A 22,211-nucleotide genomic window follows, 5' to 3' on the forward strand; every position below is an offset into this window, starting at 1 on the left:
AAGGGAGAGTAACATGGCTTTTTATAAACCAGAGGAAATTACAGAAATCGCAACAAATACCGGCGTGAGCAAAGTCCAAGGCAGCATTTTAAAAATGTTGATTTTAGGCTTTTTCGGGGGCGCATTTATTGCGTTTGGCTTTTTATTAGATATTCGCGTAATGGGCACAATGCCAGCAGAATGGGGAAGCTTCGCGACATTTATTGGTGCCGCAGTATTCCCAATCGGCCTTATTTTAGTATTACTTGCTGGGGCAGACTTAATTACCGGTAATATGATGACGGTGCCAATGGCATTTTATGCGAAAAAAATTACATTCGCAATGCTTGCTCGTAACTGGTTCTTCGTCACATTAGCCAATTTACTTGGTGCCTTATTTATCGCTTACTTCTTTGGCCATTATTTAGGCTTAACAGAAGGTGCATTTGCTGAAAAAACAATGGCCATCGCACAAGGGAAAATCGATGCCACATTTATGCAAATTTTCGTATCAGGTATTGGCTGTAACTGGCTAGTATGTTTAGCAGTATGGTTATGCTTTGGTGCACAAGACTTTATCGGTAAAATCTTAGGCATTTGGTTCCCAGTAATGGCCTTCGTGACAATCGGCTTCCAGCACGTTGTCGCAAATATGTTCGTGATTCCAGCGGGTATTTTTGCAGGCGCAGATGTTACATGGGGCGATTTCTTACACAATGTTGTACCTGCTTTCTTAGGAAATGCAGTCGGTGGGGCAGTATTTGTTGGTCTTGCCTACTATATCGCATTCCAAAAAAAAGCGGCTAAATCATAAAAAAAGGAATCGCGCGAGTTGGCGATTCCTTTTTCATTAATCGATTTTATTATTTACAAATGTACCGCTTTTACCACCTGTTTTTTTCAGGAGATAGGTGTTTTTGATAATCATCGATTTATCAACAGCTTTACACATATCATAAAACGTAAGGGAGGCAATGGATACAGCTGTTAATGCTTCCATTTCAACGCCTGTTTTACCGTCACATTTCACGGTTGCTTCGATGTGCAGATCATAGCCTGCAGCCGTTTGTTCATAGGCAAAGGTAAAATCTGTCCCCTGTAGCATAATCGGGTGACACATCGGGATAATATCGGCGGTTTTCTTCGCGCCCATAATGCCGGCAATTTGTGCTACTTGTGTCGGGTCCCCTTTTTTGATGTTGCCTTGCTCGATGGCTTCGTAAAGCTCTGTTGATAATGCAATCGTACTGCGCGCAACGGCTGTACGGCTCGTTGGTTGTTTATCGGAAATGTCGACCATCTTAGGACGGCCATCTTCATTCCAATGTGAAAATTCACTCATTTGTTATCTCCTTTATCGCCTTGAGGCCAGTCCTCAACGGCATTGATATTTAAAAATGTTGTCGTATCATTCATTTCAACGAATGATACGCGGACTTGATGAAGCAACGCACGCATACTTCGTTGATTATCAAAAAGTGCCTGTTTTGCTTGCTCAAGTGCGCGTCGATGATAGAGTGCTGCGAGGGGTTGCCAGTTGTCATTTGACGTCGGAATCACTGCATCACAGTTTGCTGTTATTTGACGGCAAAGTGTCGCAATAAATGCGGCATCAATAAAGGGCATGTCTGCCGCAACGACAAAATACCAATCAGATTCGACTTGCTCCATAACATGAGTGAGCGCATAAAGCGGGCCCTCATGCGGTGTTTGCTCGGTAATAAACGTCACGTTTTCATCTGAGAAATGTGACAGTAGTGTCTCATTTGTCGCAATGACGACAGGGAGTGCATTTTTTTCAAAGGCATCGACCGCGACCTTGTATAAGGGCCTTCCCCTAAAGCGTTCAAACATCTTCGGCTTGCCGTAGCGCGATGATTTTCCGCCAGCTAAAATGACGCCGGTAATATTCATCGGCGCTTTAGCTCGCCTAAAAAGTGTTGCACAGTTGGCACGATGAGTTTATCCATACCAAGCTTGACCGCATTCGTTGAGCCGGGGAGGGCATAGATAGCTGTTTCGGCATGAGCACCAGCAACGGCGCGGCTAAACATCGCTTTTGGTCCAATGTCATCATAGCTTAGCATGCGAAATAGTTCGCCAAAACCGGGCATTTCCTTATCAACGAGTTGTACGACGGCATCATATGTGACATCACGCTTCGTAAAGCCAGTGCCACCGGTCAATATAATCGTATTAATCGACGGATCACTGCACCAAATACGTAGCTGTGCAAGCAGTTCGTCGAGCTCATCTTTTAAAATTTTATAATCAATTACGTCAAAATTTGCCTGCTTCAATGCGTGCAAAATGGCTTGGCCACCCTTATCGGTTTCAGTCGTACGCGTATCGCTTACCGTTAAAATCGCGGCATGTACGCGTTCTTGTTCATGGGTTGGGTGCATGAATCATCGCCTCCTTCGGGCATAAAATCAATGTTTATATTATAATGCTAACAATCAGTACGTCAAACAAAATTAAACAAGAAAGGAAGTGGCTGTCATGAATGACCGTTATTCTCGTCAACAACTCTTTACCCCCATTGGAGTGGAAGGACAGCAACATTTACAACAAAAACATCTTTTAATCGTTGGCGCAGGGGCGCTTGGTAGTGCAACGGCTGAGCCACTTGTGCGCGCGGGCGTCGGACGTGTTACGATTATTGACCGCGACTATGTGGAGTGGAGTAATTTACAGCGTCAGCAATTATATACCGAGCAACATGCACGCGAAAAAACACCAAAGGCTATTGCTGCAAAAGAACGACTGCAAGCAATTAATGCCGATGTCGTAGTAGAGGCCATCGTCGGGGATGCCAATGTTGAGACATTGACGGAGCTTCTCTCGGATGTCGATTTAGTTATCGATGGTACCGATAATTTTGATATTCGCTTTATTATCAATGATTTAACACAAAAGCATCATATTCCATGGATTTATGGCTCTTGTGTTGGTAGTTACGGCGCGACTTATACGATTTTACCGGGCACAACACCTTGTCTGCATTGTCTACTACAGGCGATGCCAAATACAGGAATGACCTGTGATACAGTGGGCATTATTAGTCCGGCGGTTCAAATTGTTGCGGCTTACCAAGTAGCAGAGGCTTTTAAAATTTTAACGAATAACTATGCGGCACTACGCGGCACCTTTTTAACATTTGATGTGTGGCAAAATCAGCATTTTGAAATGAAAATGCAGGCCGCAAAAAATCCCGGTTGTCAAAGCTGTGGCGAGGCGCCGAGCTATCCTTATTTAGCGTTTGAACAGCAAACGAAAAGTGCGGTATTATGCGGGCGTGATGCGGTTCAAATCCGTCCGGCACAGTCGAAAAATTATGATTTAGAGGCGCTTGCGAGCACATTAGCAAGTCAGGGGACGGTCCAACAAAATCCGTATTTAATATCATGTCAGCTAGCGGAGCAGCGCATCGTTATTTTTAAGGATGGACGTGTGCTCATTCATGGGACCCATGATATTCACTATGCAAAAAATTTATATTATCGTCTATTAGGCTAAGGAGTGAAGGGTATGTTAGAAAAAAGAACACCAATCGCGGTTGGCGAAGCGGTGAAGCGCGTCATGCAGTATGCAACAGAAGGAAAAGTAGAGCAGGTGGACATTACCGAGAGCTACGGACGTTACGTCGCAGAGGATATTGCGGCCGATCAGGATGTTCCCGCATTTGACCGTTCACCCTATGATGGATTTGCGATTCGTGCCATTGATAGTGCGGTCGCTTCTGCTGAAAATCCGGTCGCATTTGAGGTCGTTGGAACCATTGGTGCCGGCTTTGTATTTGATGAGCTTGTCGAACCGGGGCAGGCAGTGCGTATTATGACCGGCGCACCGATTCCTGCAGGCTGTGATGCAGTCGTCATGCTTGAACTGACAAAGGGATATGAGGCAGACGATAAAACCTATATGACCATTAAGCGGGCATTTGCAGCAGGGACGAATATTTCTTACCGCGGCGAGGATGTGAAGCAGGGTGCGGTACTTGTGAAAAAAGGCACGTATATTAATCCGGGTGTATCAGCATTGCTGGCGACATTTGGCTATGCGCAAGTCCCCGTTTTTGTAAAGCCTGTTATTGGCGTCATTGCTACAGGGAGTGAGCTGCTTGAGCCGCATGAGGCATTAGCACCAGGGAAAATTCGTAATAGTAATGCCTATATGATGCTCGCACAAATTGAACGTGCCGGCGCAACGGCGAAATATTATGGTAAGTTAAGTGATGATTTAGCCGTCTGTATTGAAGCCGTTAAAAAAGCGATGGCGGAGGTCGACTGTTTAATTACAACGGGCGGTGTATCGGTTGGAGACTTTGATTATTTACCAGCAATTTATGAGGCAATTGGTGCAGATGTGTTATTTAACAAAGTCGCACAGCGTCCCGGTAGTGTGACGACGGTTGCACAGTGTGACGGACAGCTCTTATTTGGCTTATCTGGCAATCCATCTGCATGCTATGTCGGCTTTGAATTGTATACAAAACCGGTCATTAAAGCGGCGCTTGGGAGTCAAGCACCACATCTACGTCGTGAAAAAGCGGCACTTGGCGTGGATTTTAAAAAGCCGAATCCATTTACGCGCTTCGTTCGTAGTACAGTCACTGTGACGGACGGCAAGCTTGTCGCGACACCATCTGGCTTTGATAAATCGAGTGCGGTGTCGTCGCTTGCGGATGCCAATGCCTTTATCGTGTTACCCGGTGGAACGCGAGGCTATGAAGCGGGCATGCAGATTGATGTCTTACTACTCGAAGATACGAATGGAAGTGCATGGCCTTGGGACAACATCGTACCATCTTACAGATAGTTGGTTATCAAAATAGCGGCAAAACAACGCTTGCAGAAAAACTGATTTCCTATGCATGTAATAAGGGCCTGCGTGTGGGCTCGATTAAGCATCATGGTCATGGCGGTATACCCGCTTCGAATTTAACGAAAGATAGCACCCGTCATGCACAAGCAGGCGCTGTAGTTTCCGCCGTTGAAGGGGACGGTGTTGTACAGCTCCAACTCGCCAAAAATACATGTGCATTAAATGAGTTGATTCATTTATATGAACAAGCGCTTTTGGTTAATTTTATAATTGTAGAAGGGTATAAAAGTGAGTCATATCAAAAGGTTGTGCTTCTTAAAGAGCCTGAAGATGTGAAACTTTTAACCTTATCAAATATTGTCGCGGCTATTTATTGGCCGACGTTTCCACAAGCATTATGTGAAAAAATTCCGCATTTTGCGCTGCAGGATGAGGCAGCATATCTATCATTTTTAGTAACGAAAGAAGGATGTTAAATGACAGCGCGTTTTGAAATTAGCAGTGAGCCACTTGTCGTGGATGACGTCACACAAAAAGTTGTCAGCAGAAATGCAGGCGCGATTACAGTATTTATCGGTACCGTCCGCGAGCTAACAAAAGGCAAAAAGACAGTATCACTTGAATACGAGGCCTATCCCGCGATGGCCATTAAAATGTTTGAGCAAATCGAGCGTGAAATGCATGAAAAATGGCCGGAAGCACAACTAGCGATTACCCATCGTGTTGGTAAGCTTGACATCACCGATATTGCGGTTGTCATTGCGGTATCATCGCCACACCGAAAAATCGCTTATGAAGCGAATGAATTTGCGATAGATCGCATTAAACAAATTGTGCCGATTTGGAAAAAAGAGCACTGGGAAGACGGTACGGAATGGATTGGCGACCAGCTAGAAAATGTACCATACCGAGCAGGTGCGCCTAAGGAGGAATTGGATGATTAATGTATTGTTATTTGCGCATTTACGTGAAACCGTTGGCGAGGAGAAGCTTGTCATCGAAGCGGAGAAGATGAGCGTTTCGGACGTCAAAGCATGGCTTGAAGCCCGCTATCAACTTGAGCTTTCAACGGTTATGAGTGCCGTGAACGAGGAATTTGCGATGGACCATACAATCGTACAAAGTGGCGATGTCATTGCATTCATTCCTCCGATTAGTGGGGGTTAAAAAAGAGGCTGGGATAAAACACGTCATGTTCCTTTTTTAGCGTTCGCAACGAAAAACCGGAACCACGCTACAGCGCGATTCCGGTTTTTCTTATGCTCATATGAACGGTTATTTTTATACGTATGTCAAAGCCTCTTTCATTTCATTTTAATCCTTATTTTTGAATCGTATGCACACTAAGGAGCATGACGAAGGAAATCAAAATCATGACGCCGACCCATAGCCAGGCAAGCTGCAGATTACCGCCATCAATTGCGGTATAAATCGCTAGTGGTGTCGTCTGCGTTTTACCCGGTAAATTTCCGGCAAACATTAAGGTCGCACCGAATTCACCGAGCGCCCGCGTATAACATAAAATACCACCAGCAATAATCGCTTTAAAGGCCATAGGAATTGAAATGTAGAAGAAGATTTTCCATTCAGACGCGCCATCGACTCGCGCTGCATTTTCAATATCTTCATCGACGCCCTCAAAGCCGGTCTTAACGGTTTGATACATGAGTGGAAAGGCGACAATAGCCGAGGCAAGGACCGCCGCCCACCATGTAAACATAATCGGTTGTCCGAAAAACCATTCAATGCCCTGTCCGACAATGCTGTTGCGACCAAAAATCATAATGAGCAGGAAGCCGACAACGGTAGGCGGGAGCACAAGTGGTAAGAGCATCACCGTTTCGAGAATGAGCTTTCCACGAAAGCGTCGTTTTGCCATAAATTTACCGATAAGAACGCCGAAAATAATCGCCATTGTTCCCGCAACGAGTGAGATCTCAATGGATAGTTTTATCGGCGTCCAAAAATCGGTTAGCATCATTAGTTCGCTCCTTTAAATCCGTAATCCTGAAAGACTTTCATAGCGTCATCTGATTGTAGGAATCGATAAAATGTGTCGGCCTCGTCAAAATGCTTGCTATTTTTTAAAACGCCGACAGGGTAAATAATCGGTGTATGTGATTTTTCGTCCGCTGTTGCGACGATTTTTATTTTATCGCTTGTAAGCGCATCAGTTTTGTAAACGATTCCGGCATCAACATTGCTCGTCTCCGCATACGTTAATACTTGACGCACATCTTTTGCATAGACAACGTTTGCTTTGATTTTTGTCCAGACGTCAATTGATTTAAGGGTTTCAATACCATACTGACCAGCAGGAACTGAGTCGGGTGTACCGAGCGCGACTTTATCTGCTTTTGGTAAATCTTCAAATGAGTCAATTTTTTTGTCATTTGCAGTTGGCGTTACGAGTACAAGTTCATTCGCTAAAAGATCGGTCCCGTCTTTTTTATCAATGTCACCCTCATCGACTAGGGTGTCAAATTTATCTTCGGCAGCAGAGAAGAATACATCAACAGGTGCGCCTTGTGAAATTTGTTGTTGGAGCGCGCCGGAGCCGCCAAAATTATACGTAATTTTAACGTTCTTATGTGCATCCTCATACGTTTTCGCAAGGTCTGTTAAAGCATCTTGTAGACTTGCTGCTGCAGAAACCGTTAATTCGATTTGTTCAGTAGAAGTTGCTGTTGTTTTTGCATCATTATGGCCACAGCCAGCTAAAATGCTACCTGCAAGTAATAATGATGTCATAAATGTACGTGATTTTTTCATTTGTTATAGGCCTCTTTCTGTATATGAGTTATAACAAGACATAACTAATTATAACTAGTTATAATTAAAAAGAAAATAAAAATATAAAAAAGGTGATTTTTATGCAAAATCAAACATCGTATACAATCGAAGAAGTAGCGCAATTACTGAAAGTATCCAAGTTAACAATTTATGATTTAGTGAAAAAGGGTGAGCTACCAGTGTTCAAAGTAGGGCGTCAAATGCGCCTAGCATCAGAGGACTTAGATGTATATATCGCCAAGCATCGTATGAACAGCAATCAGGAGCAAAAAACCATTATCATTAGCGGACAGGATATGGCGCTCGATATTTTAGGAAAGCATATTGAAGCGCGTCTTGGCTATAAGGTGTTGCGTTCGCGTGAGGGCAGCTTTAATGGTCTGCTTGCAATGTATCAAGGCAATAGCGATATTGCGAGTCTGCATATGTATGATGGTGATACGACGGCTTATAATTTACCATATATTCGTAAAGTATTCGTTAGCCACCGCTATATTTTACTGCGTCTTTTGACACGAAAGGCGGGCTTTTATGTAGCAAAGGGCAATCCACTTCATATTACGAGTATTGCCGATCTACAAGGCGATGTCCGTCTGATTAATCGTGAAAAGGGCTCGGGTATTCGGACGCTACTTGATGAACTACTGCGCACACATGGCATTTCTCAGACACAGGTGGCAGGCTATGGGCAAGAGGAGAAGGACCACATTAGCGTGGCATCAGCAGTAGCAAGCGGTGCGGCAGATGTTGGCTTAGGCATCGAAAAAACAGCGCGTCTTGTCGATGTAGATTTTGTGCCAATTATAGAGGAAAGCTACGATATTGTGCTACTGAAAAATGATGGCAATGAAGCACTGATTTCGACGGTGCAGGAAATTTTAAATGATGCTGCGTTTCAACAAGAAATTCATGCAATTGGTGGCTATGATGTTTCACAAATGGGGACAGTCGTCTTTGAAACGATTTAAAATATATTGACAAACACTATAAATATAACTATTCTTACTATAATACTAGGTATTAGAAAGGGAGTTACAGCATGGCAAAAACAACGGTGAAGGCACAAGCCCATTTACAAGACAATTATCGTGTAGAAGTATCTGCACGCTCACACAAATTAATTATCGATGAGCCCGAACGTCTAGGTGGCACAGATGAGGGCCCCAATCCAGTCGAAGTATTACTAGGCGCTTTTGGTGCTTGTCATTCGATTGTAGCACGTACATATGCGAAAAAATTTGACATTGATTTACAAGATTTTTGGGTCGAATTAGAAGGGGATTTTGATACGGATGGCTTTTTAGGGAAATCAGATGTACGTCCAGGCTTCTCTGATATTCGCTATACATTCCATCTTCAAACGACTGCTTCAGATGAACAGGTACAAGCATTTATTGCATATATCGAGGCGCATTGCCCAATTGGCGATACATTAGCAAACCTTGTAAATGTGTCACTTGCAGGCTATGTTATTGAACAAACGGTTTAAAAAAAGAGACTAAAAAGGAGTCGTGCATTGGCACGATTCCTTTTTTAATGAACGAATAAGCTAGTGCTTCGACACATATAAAACGCTACCTCGTTCAAATGTTAGCTGGCGAGAAAAATGAGGAATGTCGTTCTCAAGCTGTCGCATTTCACGTGATGTCGGCACTGATACCGCTTCATCAGATAAATCATAGCTATTTTGACGACGCCATAATGGCCATGAGAAGCGGCGGTTTAAAAGTGCATCATTAAACGCTTCTAGCTCAGCCAGCGTCATATGCTGCTCCGTTGCATAGGCGCTATTGAGCACGCGACCATCTATTAAAGCCGTCATCCAGTGCAGTGAGGCATTGCGTTCGCGCTCATACCACTTGCGCTTTCGAATGCCTGGCACGATATAAAAGCCGTCATCGTATGTACCCAGTGCTGTAATCGGTATGATTTTTGCTTCATACAATGGAAATTCAAGTGCATGACTAAGCACACGACTATGCTTATTTAAAAAACTAGCGAGTGCTTCACATGAGAAAAATTCCCCAAGTAATGTTTCACCGGCTGCACCTTTTTTGCCGTAGCATGTGTCGCGAATAAGAGTGATGACGGCCTCATCAATTTCTTGTGTGTGGGCATGTAAAGGATGGAGCGCATGGACACCATTTAAAAACGCATAAATGCCGCACGTGCTCCCACGTTGTTCTAAAATCATGTAAACACTTCCGTTTCTGTCATATCTATTATAGCAGGTGCAACGTTTTCACGATATAATGGGAAAAATATGAAAAAGAGGTGCTTTATGAAAAAAATCACAACTATACTTGCGATGACGCTATTACTTGCTGCCTGTGGCGATAAGCAGACAGAGGATGCGGCGCCACAACCACTTAAATCGACGACAGAAACGCAGTCTAAATCAGCGACGTCTAAAAATGTAGTTCAGGAAGAATCAGTCGTGCTGTACAATCATTTCTCTGAGACAGATGACCATGTGTCAAAAGGAGAGTCAGTGCCCTATGTATATAAACGCGATGGCTCACTCACACAATTTTTACTGAAAAACTTAGAATACAATCAATATGTAAAAGCGTATAGTGTCTCTAAAAATGAAAAAGTAGTCATGCTGAATTTTAAAGCATCCGTTATGAAAACATCGTTATTCCAAGGCTCTACAGGAGCAACTCAAACACGTGAGGCCATTGGCAAAACCTTTTTTGCGAATATGCCGAAGCTAAAAACATTAAAATTCCGCTTGAACGGAAAGCAAGAGGAATGGGATCATATGAATTTTACAGATTATTCACGTAAGGATTTTAAATTGAATTAATTGTGACAAGTTCATTAGAATTGTTGAATTTCTGTAAAAATTATCCTTATTTTGATGCGCTATAATGAAAAAAATGGCGTTAGGGGTTGGAAATATGGCAATTGGTTACTTTTTTCTTGGTGATACAGGCTTTCATGTAGCGCAGCATTTAGCGCAGAAATTACCGAATATGCAGTTTATTTCACTGCATAAAACGAGCTATATGGCGCAAAACTATCGTGCATTATTAGCGTTAGAGGAGACGGAGCAATGTCATCATCCGTATGATAATATTCCAGATTATATCGAATGCTTATGCGGAAAAATGTTATTTTGCACTGCGCCAGAGAGGCAGTTTGGCTCACTTGACGCGGCTCACTGCACGGAGCGTATTGCCGCCTATGCAGATTTAATAATGCGCATGATGGCACCATATGACCGCATCGTTCTAATTATGCGTCCGGGTCAGGCAAGTGGGGAGCTTTGTGCGGATTATTGCGTGATATTGGCTAAAAGGCTTCATAAGTCCGTGCATATGATAACAACGCGTGGATTATTATTTGAAAAACAAATGAAGCGACTTGCAGCTATACATTTACGACAATTAAGGCGTCTAGATGTGCCGATTCATGTCATTGAAGTACCAATCCACAAGCCACGCATCCTTGATACATATACCGATTTATATGCTGCCATGGCACGACAGGTAGTAACCATTGATTATGAAAAGGTGTAAAATGTGTCAGATTTTTCATTTTTATATGTCCTAAAACCGGGTAGAGAATAACTAACACGGAAGAGAGGATGCGATAGGAAATGAAAAAATGGCAACTACTTGGTACGGCGAGTGTATTAGCGCTAACGTTAGCAGCATGTGGGAATGATGATAAATCGACTTCAGATGGTGATAATACAGCGGTAGAATCTCCCGATAAAGAGAATACATCTTCAACTAATTCAAATAATGACAGCAATGATAATGACGATAACAATGATGATAATTCATCTACTGTCGTTGATAAACGTGCAGTAAAGGATGCACCATTAGCACTAGACGAGGCATTAACTACATTTGATGAAACGTACAAAGGTGCTAAAATTTCATCTATTGAACTAGATGAAAGTAACCGTCAATTTACGTATGATATTGAAGGTTTTGATGATAAGAAAGAATATAGCGTAGAAATTGGCGAAGATAATAATGTTATTGAAAAGAACGAAGAAAATCGTGATAAGGGTGATGATTATCAGGAGCTAATGCGCGATGAGTATATCACACCTGAAGAAGCAATTGATAATGCAAGTAAGGTATCAGAAGTGGGCGATTTAGCGGCAACAAGCTGGTCACTTGATTATGATGACGATGAAAAGGCTACCGTATATCAAGTGAAATTTGAAAATACAAAAGACGAAGTAGAAGTAACACTCGATGCGAAAACGGGTGATCAACTAAACGTAGAAAAAGACTAAAAACGAGACGGAGCTCTTTATTTCTACAACCTTAAAAAAAGAGGCTGGGACAAAACACGTCATTTTCCTTTTTTAGTCTTCACAACGAAAAACCGGAACCGCGTGGTAGCGCGGTTCCGGTTTTTGTTATGCTCATAGGAGTGGTTGTTTTTTCACGTATGTCAAAGCCTCTTTTTTCGATGCTTACATACTTGTGATAAACATGGCTATTACATAAAGAATAACCAATAAGCCGCCGACAATCATGATTGAAAAGGCTAAATAATCTACCGCTCGAGACATTCCTTTTTTCAGTGCTACTATAAAGCCTACCATGAGTCCAAGAAATCCGGCGACGAGCCAGACGATACTCGCGATACTTTCAGGGAAGCGGCTTAAAAGACCAGTGAGATAAAAAAGAACAACAATCATTTGGATAAAAATAATTGTAAGACAGCTATAGAGCCATCGCTTTGTATTGTTCATCATAACACTCCTTATTGTAGATAGAACGTTTTCTGGAAGGAAATGGTTTCTTGAGGATTATGCTGAAAAATGCTTCTTTTGGAAACGAAAAACCTCGAAATAGTCGAAATGAACGAAATTTTCAGAAAAATCATTGAATTCGCGATATATTAATGGTAAAGTTTTTATACGAAATGAAGTAAATACTTCAAAATAATAAAAAAAGAAGTTGAAACTTTAATTAAGGGGGGCGCTGCCAATGTTTCAAGATTTAATTCAACAGCATTATGAAAAGCTAACGAAAAGTCAAAAGGTTGTTGCGCACTATGTCTTAGAACATCCGGATGTGATTGCGCTGCACGCAGCCTCCGAGGTAGGCAAGCAGATCGGCGTCAGTGAAACGACGATTATTCGCTTTTGCTATCAGCTTGAACTTAGTGGCTATACCGATTTACAAAAGCGTGTGCAAAAGACATTGGTGACAAAAGAGAGCAGTACACTTGGCACCTATTTAGCAACAAATGCACTACGTGAAGAAGAGCATTTTTCAGCAGCCGTTATGCTACAAGATGTGGAGCGCCTCCAAAAATTCGCTTATCAAATTAATGATCAGGACTTCAAGCAAGCATCAAAGAGATTACATGCAGCCCGTCATATTTATATTTTAGGCTTACGTTCATCCTATGCTGCTGCTGAATGGAGCGCCTTTACACTCAATGTTGTGCGTCAGCAAGTCACACTCCTTCGACCAGAAGCACAGGATGTTATCCATACTATTAGTCAAATGGATGAGCGCGATGTGCTACTCGTCTTTTCATTCCACCGCTACTATAAGCAAACGATTGATTTGACGAAAATCATTCAAAAACAGGGCGTACATGTTATAGGTATTACTGATTCACCACTTGCACCGATTCGTCGATACGTGAATACCATTTTCCCATTCACATCTAGTCGTAAATCAACCATTGATATGATGCCGAGCATTTTATCATTTATGAATACTCTTGTAATTGGGATGACTGCTGAAGATCCAGCAGCTTATGAAAGCTATCAATCTGCATACGATGCCGTTGATAGCAGCAACTTATTTTTAGATGGAGATGATGAGTCATGACAACACAACCGTTATCATCCGAGTTACAACACATTTTTAATTATTTACACGCCAACCCTGAGAAGAGTTGGCATGAATTTGGCACAACGCAATATATTGCATCTTATATAAAGGCGATGGGATTAGAACCAATTACCTTCAATGATTTGACCGGACTTTATGTTGATATAGGTAGTGGCTCACCTGTGGTGGGGCTTCGCACAGACATTGATGCGCTTTGGCAGGAGGTAGATGGTGTGCTACAGGCGAATCATTCATGTGGTCATGATGGTCATATGACGATGGCGCTTGGCGCGTTAAAGGCGCTTCAAACAAAGCATCAGCCAGAGCATGGCACGATTCGCGTATTATTTCAGCCAGCTGAAGAAAAAGGAACCGGTGCGTTAGCATTTGTTGAAAAAGGCATCGTCGATACAATCGATTATTTATATGGTGTGCATGTGCGCCCAGTTCAGGAACTTAAAAATGGACAACATAGCCCAGCACTTTATCATGGTGCAGCGCGACTCATTACAGGTGTTATCCATGGTGTCGAGGCACATGGCGCACGACCTCATCTTGGAAAAAACGCGATTGAAATTGGTACGGATTTAGCGATTGGCTTACGAACGATTCATATTGATCCGATGATTCCGACCTCAATTAAATTAACGTCCTTTCACGCAGGCGGGGATGCAGCGAATGTTATTCCCGGTAAAGCGACGTTTAGTATCGACCTCCGCAGTCAAACGAATGAAGGCATTGACGAAGCAATGGCGCAGCTGAAGACGATTATTGAGGGCGTGGAGCATAAATATCATGCGACAATTCATTATCAAATTGATGCTAATATTGCCGCGGCGGAAGTATCAGAGGAAGCGAAAAGCTTTATGCAACAGGCAATTATTGAAACAGTGGGTGCCGAAAATCTAGCACCACCTGTTGTGACACCAGGCGGCGAGGATTTTCACTTTTATACATTGAAACGCCCGCAAATTAAAGCAACAATGCTTGGACTTGGTTGTGATTTACAGCCGGGACTACATCATCCGAATATGACATTTAATACGAACCAACTGCAGCAAGGTGTCGAAATTTTAACACGTACAGTGCTAAATACCTTTGCGGCGATTCAAAAGGAAGTGTTTGTAAAATGATTACCTATAAACCATTAAAAACGATGGAAGAGATGGAGTGTGTCAGTGAAGTAGAGTCAAAGGTGTGGGGCATGTCACCGATTCCAACACATCAAACTGCCACTGCGATTAAAAATGGCGGCATCGTCATTGGCGCCTATGATGAGCAAAATCTAATTGGCTTTAGTTATGGGTTTGCAGGTTTTAATAATCAAAAAGCGTCGTTATGCTCCCATATGCTTGGTATTTTACCAGATTATCGTTCGGGTGGTATCGGCGAAAAACTTAAATTAAAGCAAAAAGAAGAGGCGTTAAAAATAGGCTATGATTTAATGACATGGACATATGATCCACTTCAAACACGGAATGCATACTTGAATTTAAGTAAACTACATGGCGTCTGTAACACGTATATTCGAGATTGCTACGGCAAAATGTCGGATGAGTTAAATGACGGCTTGCCATCAGATCGTTTCCAAATCGATTGGTGGATTGCTAGTGATTATGTTAATAATTTTAGCCGGATCTTTTACAAGAATCCTCAATTACTCGATACATGGCATATCAATAACGAAGGCTTACCCGTGTTAGATGGTCATTTTAACACCGCACAAATCCTTTCGGAGCCGGCTTATTATGTACCTGTACCGAATAATATTGGTGAATTAAAAGCGGAAAATCTTGATCTTGCACTAGATTGGCGCTACAAAACACGCGCGATGTTTGAAGAAGCTTTTGCACAAGGCTATGCGGCCATTGAGCTACATAAAACGTCGGATGCAGCCGTTTACTATTATTTACTCGTTCAAAAAAATACGTTAAAAATACCACAATAAAGGGGCAAATACGATGAGAATTGAACAAATTACTGTACGCAAATTACGCATGAACTTAAAAGGACCTTTCACAACGAGCTTTGGGACATTCAGAGAAAAAATCTTTTTATTAGTAGAAGTAAAAGACGAGCTTGGTAACACGGGCTGGGGTGAATCGGTCGCATTTGATGCACCTTGGTATAACGAGGAAACGTATAAAACGAACTGGATTATTTTAGAGGACTTCTTAATTCCATTACTTGAAGGGAAAGAAATTGAGCATCCAAGTGAGGTTAATGATATCTTCGAGCCGATTCGTAAAAACAATATGGCAAAGGCAATGGTTGAAGGAGCAATTTGGGATTTATATGCAAAACGCACAAATCAACCACTTTGGAAGGCACTTGGTGGCACCCGCGAAAAAATCGAGGTCGGTATTTCAATCGGCATTCAACCAGATATTGAAACATTAATGTCGTTTATTGATACCTACGTAGCGGAAGGCTATAAACGTATTAAAGTGAAAATCAAGCCGGGCTGGGATGTAGAGGTGATTCGTGCAATTCGTGCAAAATATCCAGACTTACCACTGATGGCAGATGCCAATTCTTGCTACCGCTTAGAAGACATCGACATGTTAAAAGAACTGGACGATTTTAACTTAATGATGATTGAGCAACCACTTGCATCAGATGATATTATCGACCATGCGCATATCCAAAAAGTATTAAAAACACCGATTTGCTTAGATGAATCGATTCATTCACTTGAGGATGCGCGTAAAGCGGTTGAGTTAGGTAGCTGTAAAATTATTAACATTAAAATTGGCCGCGTTGGTGGTTTAACTGAATCAATTAAAATCCACGATTACTGTAAAGAGCAAGGTCTTGATGTGTGGTGTGGTGGTATGCTAGAGTCTGGTATCGGTCGTGCGCATAATGTTGCCATCACAACCTTATCAAATTTCACAATGCCAGGGGATACAGCAAGCGCAGACCGCTACTGGGACCAAGACATTACAGAGCCAATTGTCACAGTGGAAAATGGTTATATTACTGTTCCCACAGCATCAGGCATTGGTTATGAACCAAATATCTCATTAATGGAAACGTTCACTGAAGAGAAAAAAGTATACAATTTACGCACCCTTAACACTGTTCAATAATAAGAGAGCCGGTGAAGCCGGTTTTCTTTATGTAATAAATTTTCAAAATATTCAAAAAAGAGGTGTTTCAAATGAAGAAGAGTATTGAAATGGCAGGGGCGTTTATTGGCGTTATTGTTGGCGCGGGCTTTGCATCGGGGCAGGAGATTTTACAGTTCTTTACGAGCTTTGGCTGGTGGGGCATTATTGGTGGGGTTATCGCGGCAGTGCTGTTTGCCTTTTTAGGAATGAATTTAACGACACTAGGAAGCCGCTTAAATGCGACATCCCATAAAGAAGTAATTTATAAAATTTGCGGCCGCTATGTCGGCGCTGTTGTCGATTTTATTATTACATTCTTCCTATTTGGTGTAGCAGTTGTCATGCTAGCAGGAGCGGGTTCGATTTTTGAAAATCAATTTAATGTACCAGCTGTATATGGTAGTTTATTTATGCTAGTCATTACAATTTTAACGTTGACATTTGATATTAATAAAATCATTGGAATTATTAGTGCGATTACACCATTCTTACTGTTATTAGTGCTAATTATTGCCGGCTATGCCGTATTTACAACGGATTTATCCGCTGCACAAATGAACACACTTGCGCAGAATCAAAGTGGATCGGCACCAAACTGGATTGTCGGCGCAGCACTTTATGTATCGTATAATTTAGCGGCAGGTGCTTCGATGCTTGCGGTAATGGGTGGTACACAAAAGAACGTGAAAATCGCAAAATTTGGTGGGATTTTCGGTGGTCTAGGCTTAGGCGTACTTATTTTATTAATTAGCATTGCCATGTTAGCAAAAATGGATGTTGTTGCTGGTGCAGATATGCCAATGCTATTGCTGGCACAAACCATGCACCCTGTACTTGGTTGGTTAATGGCCATTGCGCTACTTGGTATGATTTACAATACAGCAGTAGGCATGCTATTTGCCTTCTCTGCACGTATTGTTCCTTCAACGAGTAAGCATTTTAAATGGTTTGTATGGATTGTTGGCGCCGTTGCTTTCGGTGTAAGCTTCATAGGATTTATTCAATTAGTTAGTACGGTGTACCCAACAATGGGCTACTTAGGCTTCATTTTAATTGTCGCAATCGTTATTGCGTGGTTTAAATATGCTGGTGCAAAACCAAAACAGCCAGAGCCCGTTGCCATTGTCGAAGAATAATAAAAATGCGGAATCACAGCAAAATGTGATTCCGCATTTTTTTATAGCAATGAAAAATAGATTTTTGCCTTCCTTACACTTTTTTCTTTACACATTCATTATTTTTCTATAGAATACTAAAAGTACTCTAATTTGAGTACTATAATGAAAGTATGTAGAGAGAATGATGGAGGAATGACGAGAAGTGAGTTTTAAAAAGTTTTTTAAATCGATGGGTGTTACATCCTCGGTATTTATGGGTGTATTTTATGCGGTAGCCATGCTTGGTATTTTTTTACTTGGATATACGGCACTACCTGGACAAATGGATGAATTGAAAATTGCCTTTGTCAATGACGACAAGGGCAAGGCAGCAAAACAAATTGAGGACCAATTGATTGAAAGTCTGCCGTTTAAAACAATTGATACAGATTTAACAAATAAAGAAGCATTAAAATCATTAGAAGATAATGATTATGCATTAGTCATTCATATTCCAAAGGATTTTTCAAAAAATGCGAGTAAAGGTGAGTCAGCGCAAATTGACTTCACTGTAAATGAAGCCTCGGCTACAATGGTCGCTTCTAGTATGAGCTCTGTTGTAAAGGAAATTAACGCACAGCTAAGCACAAGCTTCTCCGAACAAACAGCTCAAGGGGTATTAATGAGTATGAATGTTCCGGAGGATCAGGCGAAAGAAATTTCAAAACAAATTGAAGAAAGCTATGTAGGGAACTACGTGGTTGTCAATGATGTGCCAGATGGTATGCACAACAATATGCTGCCAATGTTCTTAACGATGGCATGTTATGTAGGGGCTATGATTGCGGCGATGCAATTAGTCGGATCATTTAAAATGTTCCTTGGCGAAGCTCCAAAAATTCGTTTATTCGGCTATGTGCAACTATCAGCGTTTATTATTGCGGTACTTGGAACAATTGCGGCATTAATTATTACGTATTTAGTAGCAGATGTGGATACGGCTACCATTTGGAAAGTAGCTTTACAGCAAATCCTTCTATATATGGTAGCCTTCAACTTCTGTGCGATGTTTACATTCTTAGTAGGTGAAGCGGGGATGATTTTAAACATTCCGGTATTACTTGCACAAACAATTGCCAATGGTGCTACAATGCCACGTGATATGATGTACGCACCATTTGAAGTTATGAGCTACATTACACCGATGTATCACTCCGTACAGTCGTATTTCGCAATTTTCTTTGGCTCAACAGACCCAGTTCCACATATTTGGGGACTTGCGGCAGTTGGTGCGGGCGCGCTTGTCATTAATCTATTGATTGTGACATTCCTTCACCGTCAAAAGCCTTTAAAAAAGCTAGCAGAAGATACTAAAGAAATTACAGCGTAACTTTGATATGATAAAGGGAGTTTCTATCAGCGGATGGAAGCTTCCTTTTACTATTTAGTACATTTTAGGAGTGGGGATATGTCTCTTCAAATTTATATCTTGGCGAAGTTAATGGAAGGCAATAATTATCCATATAAATTAAAAAAAGCACTGTCAGAGCCAATTCCATTTGCACAAATGGGCAATCTAACGGAAAGTAAGCTTTATTATCATTTTGATTCGTTAGTGAAGCAACAACTAATCGAAGAAGTTGAAATCATTCGTGAAGATAACCGACCAGATAAGCATGTGTTTGGTATTACCGAAAAGGGCCGAGAAGCGTTACCTGACATGATTTATAAGATGATTGAAAAAGCACAATCACCTATTGAAATGGTCGTCAGTATTAATGCGATGCAATATGTTGATAAAGATCGTGTGATTATGATTTTAGAGAAAAAAATTGACAAAGTGAAACAGCATGAAAAAGAATTTGCGGCTGTTTATGAACAAATTGATGTAGAAGAGCCGATTCTTCAATTTGTCGATGTGTTTGAAGGCTTTGTAAGTCAAACGACGACGCTGCAACGTACGACGTATGAAAAAGTTATTCAGCTATTAAAAGAAGTGTAAGAAAAAAACCGTTCGTGTGGAGCGGTTTTTTTGTGTAATTTTTTAAATAAATGGCTACTCAATCGTTTTTGAAAGCGATATTTACACAATATCAGCCTACTATTATTTGGTAAACTAAAGTAGAGGTGAGGGCATGGATAAAGGCGTATTAATTCGAACGTATCGTAAACAGCAAGGGATGAAGCAAGATGATTTAGCCGTCGGCATTTGTACAACTTCGTATTTAAGCCGGATTGAAAATAATTTAGTGACCGCAACAGAAGAGGTGTATGCGCTACTGTTTCAACGACTTGGAAAAGTGTATGAAGATGTGCAACACGCGCATGATGAGATGGTGCAGGCACTAGAGGCGGTTTATCAAGCATTAGTAGATGATAAGCCATTAGATGATGCACAGCTAGCGCTTTTAACGACTAAAACAACCGCTGCGCTACATACGATGCAACAGTTAATTTATGCACGGTATTTAACGCGGGAACAGCAATTCACGCAGGCAGAAGCCATTTTAAAAACAATCGGTCAGCCGCCGTTCACGAAAAATCGTCTAACAACGCTCTATATTGGCGTGACGACGTACTACCAATTAAGCACAGGTGCATATGAGGCGATTTTAGTGACAGAAAAGCAGGAGAATGCGCAGCTCTATTTCTCTAGAACGCAGTCATATGAGCAGGCGATTTATTTGTATCACGTGGCATTTGCGGCACATCGCCATTATCAATTTTCGTTAGCCGCACAGTATATAGAAAAGGCCATCGCGTTATTTACACATCGGTATCGTCCGTTATTTCAATTGAAATTGTATTCGATGAAAGGCGTTATTTTGGCTGCGCGCAATCGCTTTGATGAGGCGATGGTAGAGTATATGGCAGGGGTTGAGCTATTAGAAGCGGTGCCAGCGATTGCGACAAATAAGCAATGGGCATCCATTTTTAATAATATGGCCTTTTGCTTTGAACAGCAAAAACGCTATAAGGAGGCATCATACTATTATCAAAAATCCCTACAAGCATGGGACGATGTGCATACGATGATTAACTATTTACGTACCCTCGTTTTTTCGGGGGATGTTATTAAAGCTAAAGAGCTTCAGCAGCAGGAACATAAGGCCTTTACAGCCGAGCATCATCAGTATCAATGGGCACTATTAGCTGCGCTGCTACACCAAAAATCTGCTACACAAGCGACATTCCAAGCACAAGAAGAGCCAGCAATGAAAGCCATTTGCGCCGCAAAGCATAAGGAGCTCATTTTACATTATGCACCTAAATTAGCTGAGATTTATAGCGAGTGGCATCAGTATAAAAAGATGGCCTATTATTATCAGCTAGCGTATAAAACGAGTGAGGAGCTGCGTGTGCATGACTAGATGGCCGCGTTATTATTTGGCATTTTTAATTGGGTTAGGTGTATCGAATATTGGCAACTGGCTTTATTTGATTGCCTTAAATGTGTTTGTGTGGCGTCTGACAGAGTCGCCAGCCGCAGTTGCGGGCATTTATATCGTTGGCCCGGTTATTCGAATGATTAGTAATGTCGTAGCAGGGTCACTTATTGATCGCATGAATAAGAAAAAGCTCGTTATTTTAGTAGATGTCAGCCGCGCACTGTTTATTTTCCTCATGCCATTTGCGTCGGAGTTATGGATGATTTATCTACTCATTGCTTGTACAAATGTTGCGGCGACGTTTTTTGGCCCAAGTAGTACGTATTTAATTACGACGCTTGTGCGCGAAGAGCATCGTCTACGCTTTAATGCCGTTAATGCAACATGTAGTTCAGGTGCATTTATGATTGGTCCAGCACTTGGAGGCATATTGGTCGCGACCACTTCGATTGCGGCGACGATGTGGCTGAATGCCGCAAGCTTTTTAGTCTGTGCATGCCTTTTAGCACAACTTCCGGCGGTAAAACAGCAGGTACTTCGTACAAAATGGTCACTCAAAGAAGATTTTCACATCGTTGTACGTTATTTGAATGGTCAGGCATTTCTAAAGCAGTTTTTACTACTGTATACGGTGGCACTCATGCTCGCCTTTGCACTTGATTCACAAGAGATGACATTTTTACTGCGTGACTTACATGTATCAGAAGCATTATATGGCCTGACCGTGAGCCTCGCTGGGATTGGTGCTGTTTTGGGTGGCATGGTCGCCGCGACTTTTGCGAAAAAATGGTCACAGCGCAAGTATATTCAGTATGGCTTTAGCCTGACACTGCTGAGCTATGGTTGCTTTTACGCTTCATTCCATTATGTGCTGGCAGTCATTAGCTTAATTGTATTAGGCTTTTGCATGGCGTTTAGTAATAGTGGCTATGCAACTTGGTATCAGCAAACAATTGAGCCGTCACTAATGGGGCGCATTGGCAGTGTGATTCAATTTGTGCAGGCTGTGTTACAAGTACTACTGACACTTTTACTCGGGGTGCTCGCTGAACGCTATTCACTGGCATCCGTAGCAATCGTCTTTGCGCTAATTGCTTTTATATTTAGCTTGTTTATTTGGAAAATTCCTAAGCCGTTTTTTCAGCGTATACAAAAAGGAGAAATCGCTTCGTAACGATTTCTCCTTTTATG

27 protein-coding genes are annotated in these 22,211 nt (G+C 41.8%); 20 read left to right on the forward strand and 7 right to left on the reverse strand.

The genetic code is table 11. The annotated features are described in order from the left end of the window. Positions 1-13 precede the first annotated feature (13 nt). Entirely contained in the window at positions 14-793 is a 780-nt protein-coding gene (locus QI30_RS05845; protein ID WP_126989995.1) for a formate/nitrite transporter family protein, read from the forward strand. 36 nt (positions 794-829) lie between these two features. Here QI30_RS05845 and moaC read toward each other — a convergent pair whose 3' ends face one another. The 3 genes from moaC to QI30_RS05860 are packed head-to-tail and all read right to left on the reverse strand — an operon-like array spanning position 830 to position 2,384. Further along, a complete protein-coding gene (gene moaC / locus QI30_RS05850) occupies positions 830-1,321 on the reverse strand; it encodes a cyclic pyranopterin monophosphate synthase MoaC (RefSeq protein WP_126989996.1) in 492 nt (163 codons plus the stop codon). Further along, entirely contained in the window at positions 1,318-1,893 is a 576-nt protein-coding gene (locus QI30_RS05855; RefSeq protein ID WP_126989997.1) for a molybdenum cofactor guanylyltransferase, read from the reverse strand. Before QI30_RS05855 ends, moaC begins: the two co-directional genes overlap by 4 nt. Further along, positions 1,890-2,384 (reverse strand): MogA/MoaB family molybdenum cofactor biosynthesis protein, encoded by a 495-nt coding sequence (locus tag QI30_RS05860; RefSeq protein WP_126989998.1) that lies wholly within the window; start codon positions 2,382-2,384, stop codon positions 1,890-1,892. Before QI30_RS05860 ends, QI30_RS05855 begins: the two co-directional genes overlap by 4 nt. Before the next feature lie 97 nt (positions 2,385-2,481). Here QI30_RS05860 and QI30_RS05865 point away from each other — a divergent pair, with 97 nt between their 5' ends. The 5 genes from QI30_RS05865 to moaD are packed head-to-tail and all read left to right on the forward strand — an operon-like array spanning position 2,482 to position 5,973. Further along, a complete protein-coding gene (locus tag QI30_RS05865; RefSeq protein ID WP_126989999.1) occupies positions 2,482-3,498 on the forward strand; it encodes a thiazole biosynthesis adenylyltransferase ThiF in 1,017 nt (338 codons plus the stop codon). A 12-nt stretch (positions 3,499-3,510) separates the two neighbouring features. Then, positions 3,511-4,800 carry a gephyrin-like molybdotransferase Glp gene (gene glp, locus QI30_RS05870; protein ID WP_126990000.1) on the forward strand — a complete coding sequence of 430 codons (1,290 nt, stop codon included), beginning with the start codon at positions 3,511-3,513 and terminating at the stop codon, positions 4,798-4,800. Next, a complete protein-coding gene (gene mobB, locus QI30_RS05875; RefSeq protein ID WP_233600534.1) occupies positions 4,764-5,282 on the forward strand; it encodes a molybdopterin-guanine dinucleotide biosynthesis protein B in 519 nt (172 codons plus the stop codon). Before glp ends, mobB begins: the two co-directional genes overlap by 37 nt. Further along, a complete protein-coding gene (locus tag QI30_RS05880; protein WP_126990002.1) occupies positions 5,283-5,750 on the forward strand; it encodes a molybdenum cofactor biosynthesis protein MoaE in 468 nt (155 codons plus the stop codon). Next, positions 5,743-5,973: a molybdopterin converting factor subunit 1 gene (gene moaD / locus QI30_RS05885; RefSeq protein WP_126990003.1), complete on the forward strand. Its 231-nt coding sequence runs from the start codon at positions 5,743-5,745 to the stop codon at positions 5,971-5,973. Before QI30_RS05880 ends, moaD begins: the two co-directional genes overlap by 8 nt. 154 nt (positions 5,974-6,127) lie before the next feature. Here moaD and modB read toward each other — a convergent pair whose 3' ends face one another. Next, entirely contained in the window at positions 6,128-6,784 is a 657-nt protein-coding gene (gene modB / locus QI30_RS05890; RefSeq protein ID WP_126990027.1) for a molybdate ABC transporter permease subunit, read from the reverse strand. Between the two features lie 2 nt (positions 6,785-6,786). After that, entirely contained in the window at positions 6,787-7,578 is a 792-nt protein-coding gene (gene modA / locus QI30_RS05895) for a molybdate ABC transporter substrate-binding protein (RefSeq protein ID WP_126990004.1), read from the reverse strand. A 101-nt stretch (positions 7,579-7,679) separates the two neighbouring features. Here modA and QI30_RS05900 point away from each other — a divergent pair, with 101 nt between their 5' ends. After that, positions 7,680-8,567, forward strand: coding sequence for a helix-turn-helix transcriptional regulator (locus tag QI30_RS05900; protein WP_126990005.1), 888 nt, complete (start codon positions 7,680-7,682; stop codon positions 8,565-8,567). Positions 8,568-8,638: 71 nt separating this feature from the next. Next, the gene (locus QI30_RS05905; protein WP_126990006.1) at positions 8,639-9,088 is read left to right on the forward strand and encodes an OsmC family protein; all 450 of its coding nucleotides are present in this window, start codon (positions 8,639-8,641) and stop codon (positions 9,086-9,088) included. A gap of 60 nt (positions 9,089-9,148) precedes the next feature. Here the strand turns inward: QI30_RS05905 and QI30_RS05910 are convergent, their stop codons facing one another. Then, complete coding sequence (locus QI30_RS05910) at positions 9,149-9,793, reverse strand: hypothetical protein (RefSeq protein WP_126990007.1); 645 nt, start codon at positions 9,791-9,793, stop codon at positions 9,149-9,151. 87 nt (positions 9,794-9,880) lie between these two features. On the opposite strand from QI30_RS05910, the gene QI30_RS05915 reads away from it, so the two are divergent. The 3 genes from QI30_RS05915 (at position 9,881) to QI30_RS05925 (ending at position 11,857) form a co-directional block, all read left to right on the forward strand. After that, a complete protein-coding gene (locus QI30_RS05915) occupies positions 9,881-10,408 on the forward strand; it encodes a hypothetical protein (RefSeq protein WP_126990008.1) in 528 nt (175 codons plus the stop codon). A 94-nt stretch (positions 10,409-10,502) separates the two neighbouring features. Continuing rightward, complete coding sequence (locus QI30_RS05920) at positions 10,503-11,123, forward strand: hypothetical protein (RefSeq protein ID WP_126990009.1); 621 nt, start codon at positions 10,503-10,505, stop codon at positions 11,121-11,123. A gap of 80 nt (positions 11,124-11,203) precedes the next feature. Next, entirely contained in the window at positions 11,204-11,857 is a 654-nt protein-coding gene (locus tag QI30_RS05925; protein WP_126990010.1) for a PepSY domain-containing protein, read from the forward strand. 183 nt (positions 11,858-12,040) lie between these two features. On the opposite strand, the gene QI30_RS05930 is transcribed toward QI30_RS05925, so the two are convergent. Continuing rightward, the gene (locus QI30_RS05930; protein WP_148113854.1) at positions 12,041-12,325 is read right to left on the reverse strand and encodes a hypothetical protein; all 285 of its coding nucleotides are present in this window, start codon (positions 12,323-12,325) and stop codon (positions 12,041-12,043) included. 235 nt (positions 12,326-12,560) lie between these two features. On the opposite strand from QI30_RS05930, the gene QI30_RS05935 reads away from it, so the two are divergent. The 9 genes from QI30_RS05935 (at position 12,561) to QI30_RS05975 (ending at position 22,194) form a co-directional block, all read left to right on the forward strand. After that, on the forward strand, positions 12,561-13,418 hold the full coding sequence (locus tag QI30_RS05935) for a MurR/RpiR family transcriptional regulator (protein WP_126990012.1): 858 nt from the start codon (positions 12,561-12,563) through the stop codon (positions 13,416-13,418). Next, positions 13,415-14,554 carry a M20 peptidase aminoacylase family protein gene (locus tag QI30_RS05940; protein WP_126990013.1) on the forward strand — a complete coding sequence of 380 codons (1,140 nt, stop codon included), beginning with the start codon at positions 13,415-13,417 and terminating at the stop codon, positions 14,552-14,554. Before QI30_RS05935 ends, QI30_RS05940 begins: the two co-directional genes overlap by 4 nt. Beyond that, positions 14,551-15,369 carry a GNAT family N-acetyltransferase gene (locus QI30_RS05945; protein WP_126990014.1) on the forward strand — a complete coding sequence of 273 codons (819 nt, stop codon included), beginning with the start codon at positions 14,551-14,553 and terminating at the stop codon, positions 15,367-15,369. The genes QI30_RS05940 and QI30_RS05945 overlap by 4 nt, the downstream gene beginning before the upstream one ends. 13 nt (positions 15,370-15,382) lie before the next feature. Continuing rightward, on the forward strand, positions 15,383-16,513 hold the full coding sequence (menC, locus tag QI30_RS05950; protein ID WP_126990015.1) for an o-succinylbenzoate synthase: 1,131 nt from the start codon (positions 15,383-15,385) through the stop codon (positions 16,511-16,513). Positions 16,514-16,584: 71 nt separating this feature from the next. Then, on the forward strand, positions 16,585-17,670 hold the full coding sequence (locus QI30_RS05955; RefSeq protein WP_126990016.1) for a YkvI family membrane protein: 1,086 nt from the start codon (positions 16,585-16,587) through the stop codon (positions 17,668-17,670). Between the two features lie 184 nt (positions 17,671-17,854). Then, the gene (locus QI30_RS05960; RefSeq protein WP_126990017.1) at positions 17,855-19,021 is read left to right on the forward strand and encodes a YhgE/Pip domain-containing protein; all 1,167 of its coding nucleotides are present in this window, start codon (positions 17,855-17,857) and stop codon (positions 19,019-19,021) included. Positions 19,022-19,099: 78 nt separating this feature from the next. Further along, positions 19,100-19,633, forward strand: coding sequence for a PadR family transcriptional regulator (locus QI30_RS05965; RefSeq protein ID WP_126990018.1), 534 nt, complete (start codon positions 19,100-19,102; stop codon positions 19,631-19,633). 133 nt (positions 19,634-19,766) lie between these two features. Continuing rightward, positions 19,767-21,002, forward strand: coding sequence for a helix-turn-helix domain-containing protein (locus QI30_RS05970; protein ID WP_126990019.1), 1,236 nt, complete (start codon positions 19,767-19,769; stop codon positions 21,000-21,002). Beyond that, positions 20,995-22,194 carry an MFS transporter gene (locus tag QI30_RS05975; protein ID WP_126990020.1) on the forward strand — a complete coding sequence of 400 codons (1,200 nt, stop codon included), beginning with the start codon at positions 20,995-20,997 and terminating at the stop codon, positions 22,192-22,194. The genes QI30_RS05970 and QI30_RS05975 overlap by 8 nt, the downstream gene beginning before the upstream one ends. Positions 22,195-22,211: the final 17 nt, after the last annotated feature.

It is taken from the genome of Candidatus Kurthia intestinigallinarum (assembly GCF_003991225.1).
Lineage (GTDB): Bacteria > Bacillota > Bacilli > Bacillales_A > Planococcaceae > Kurthia > Kurthia populi.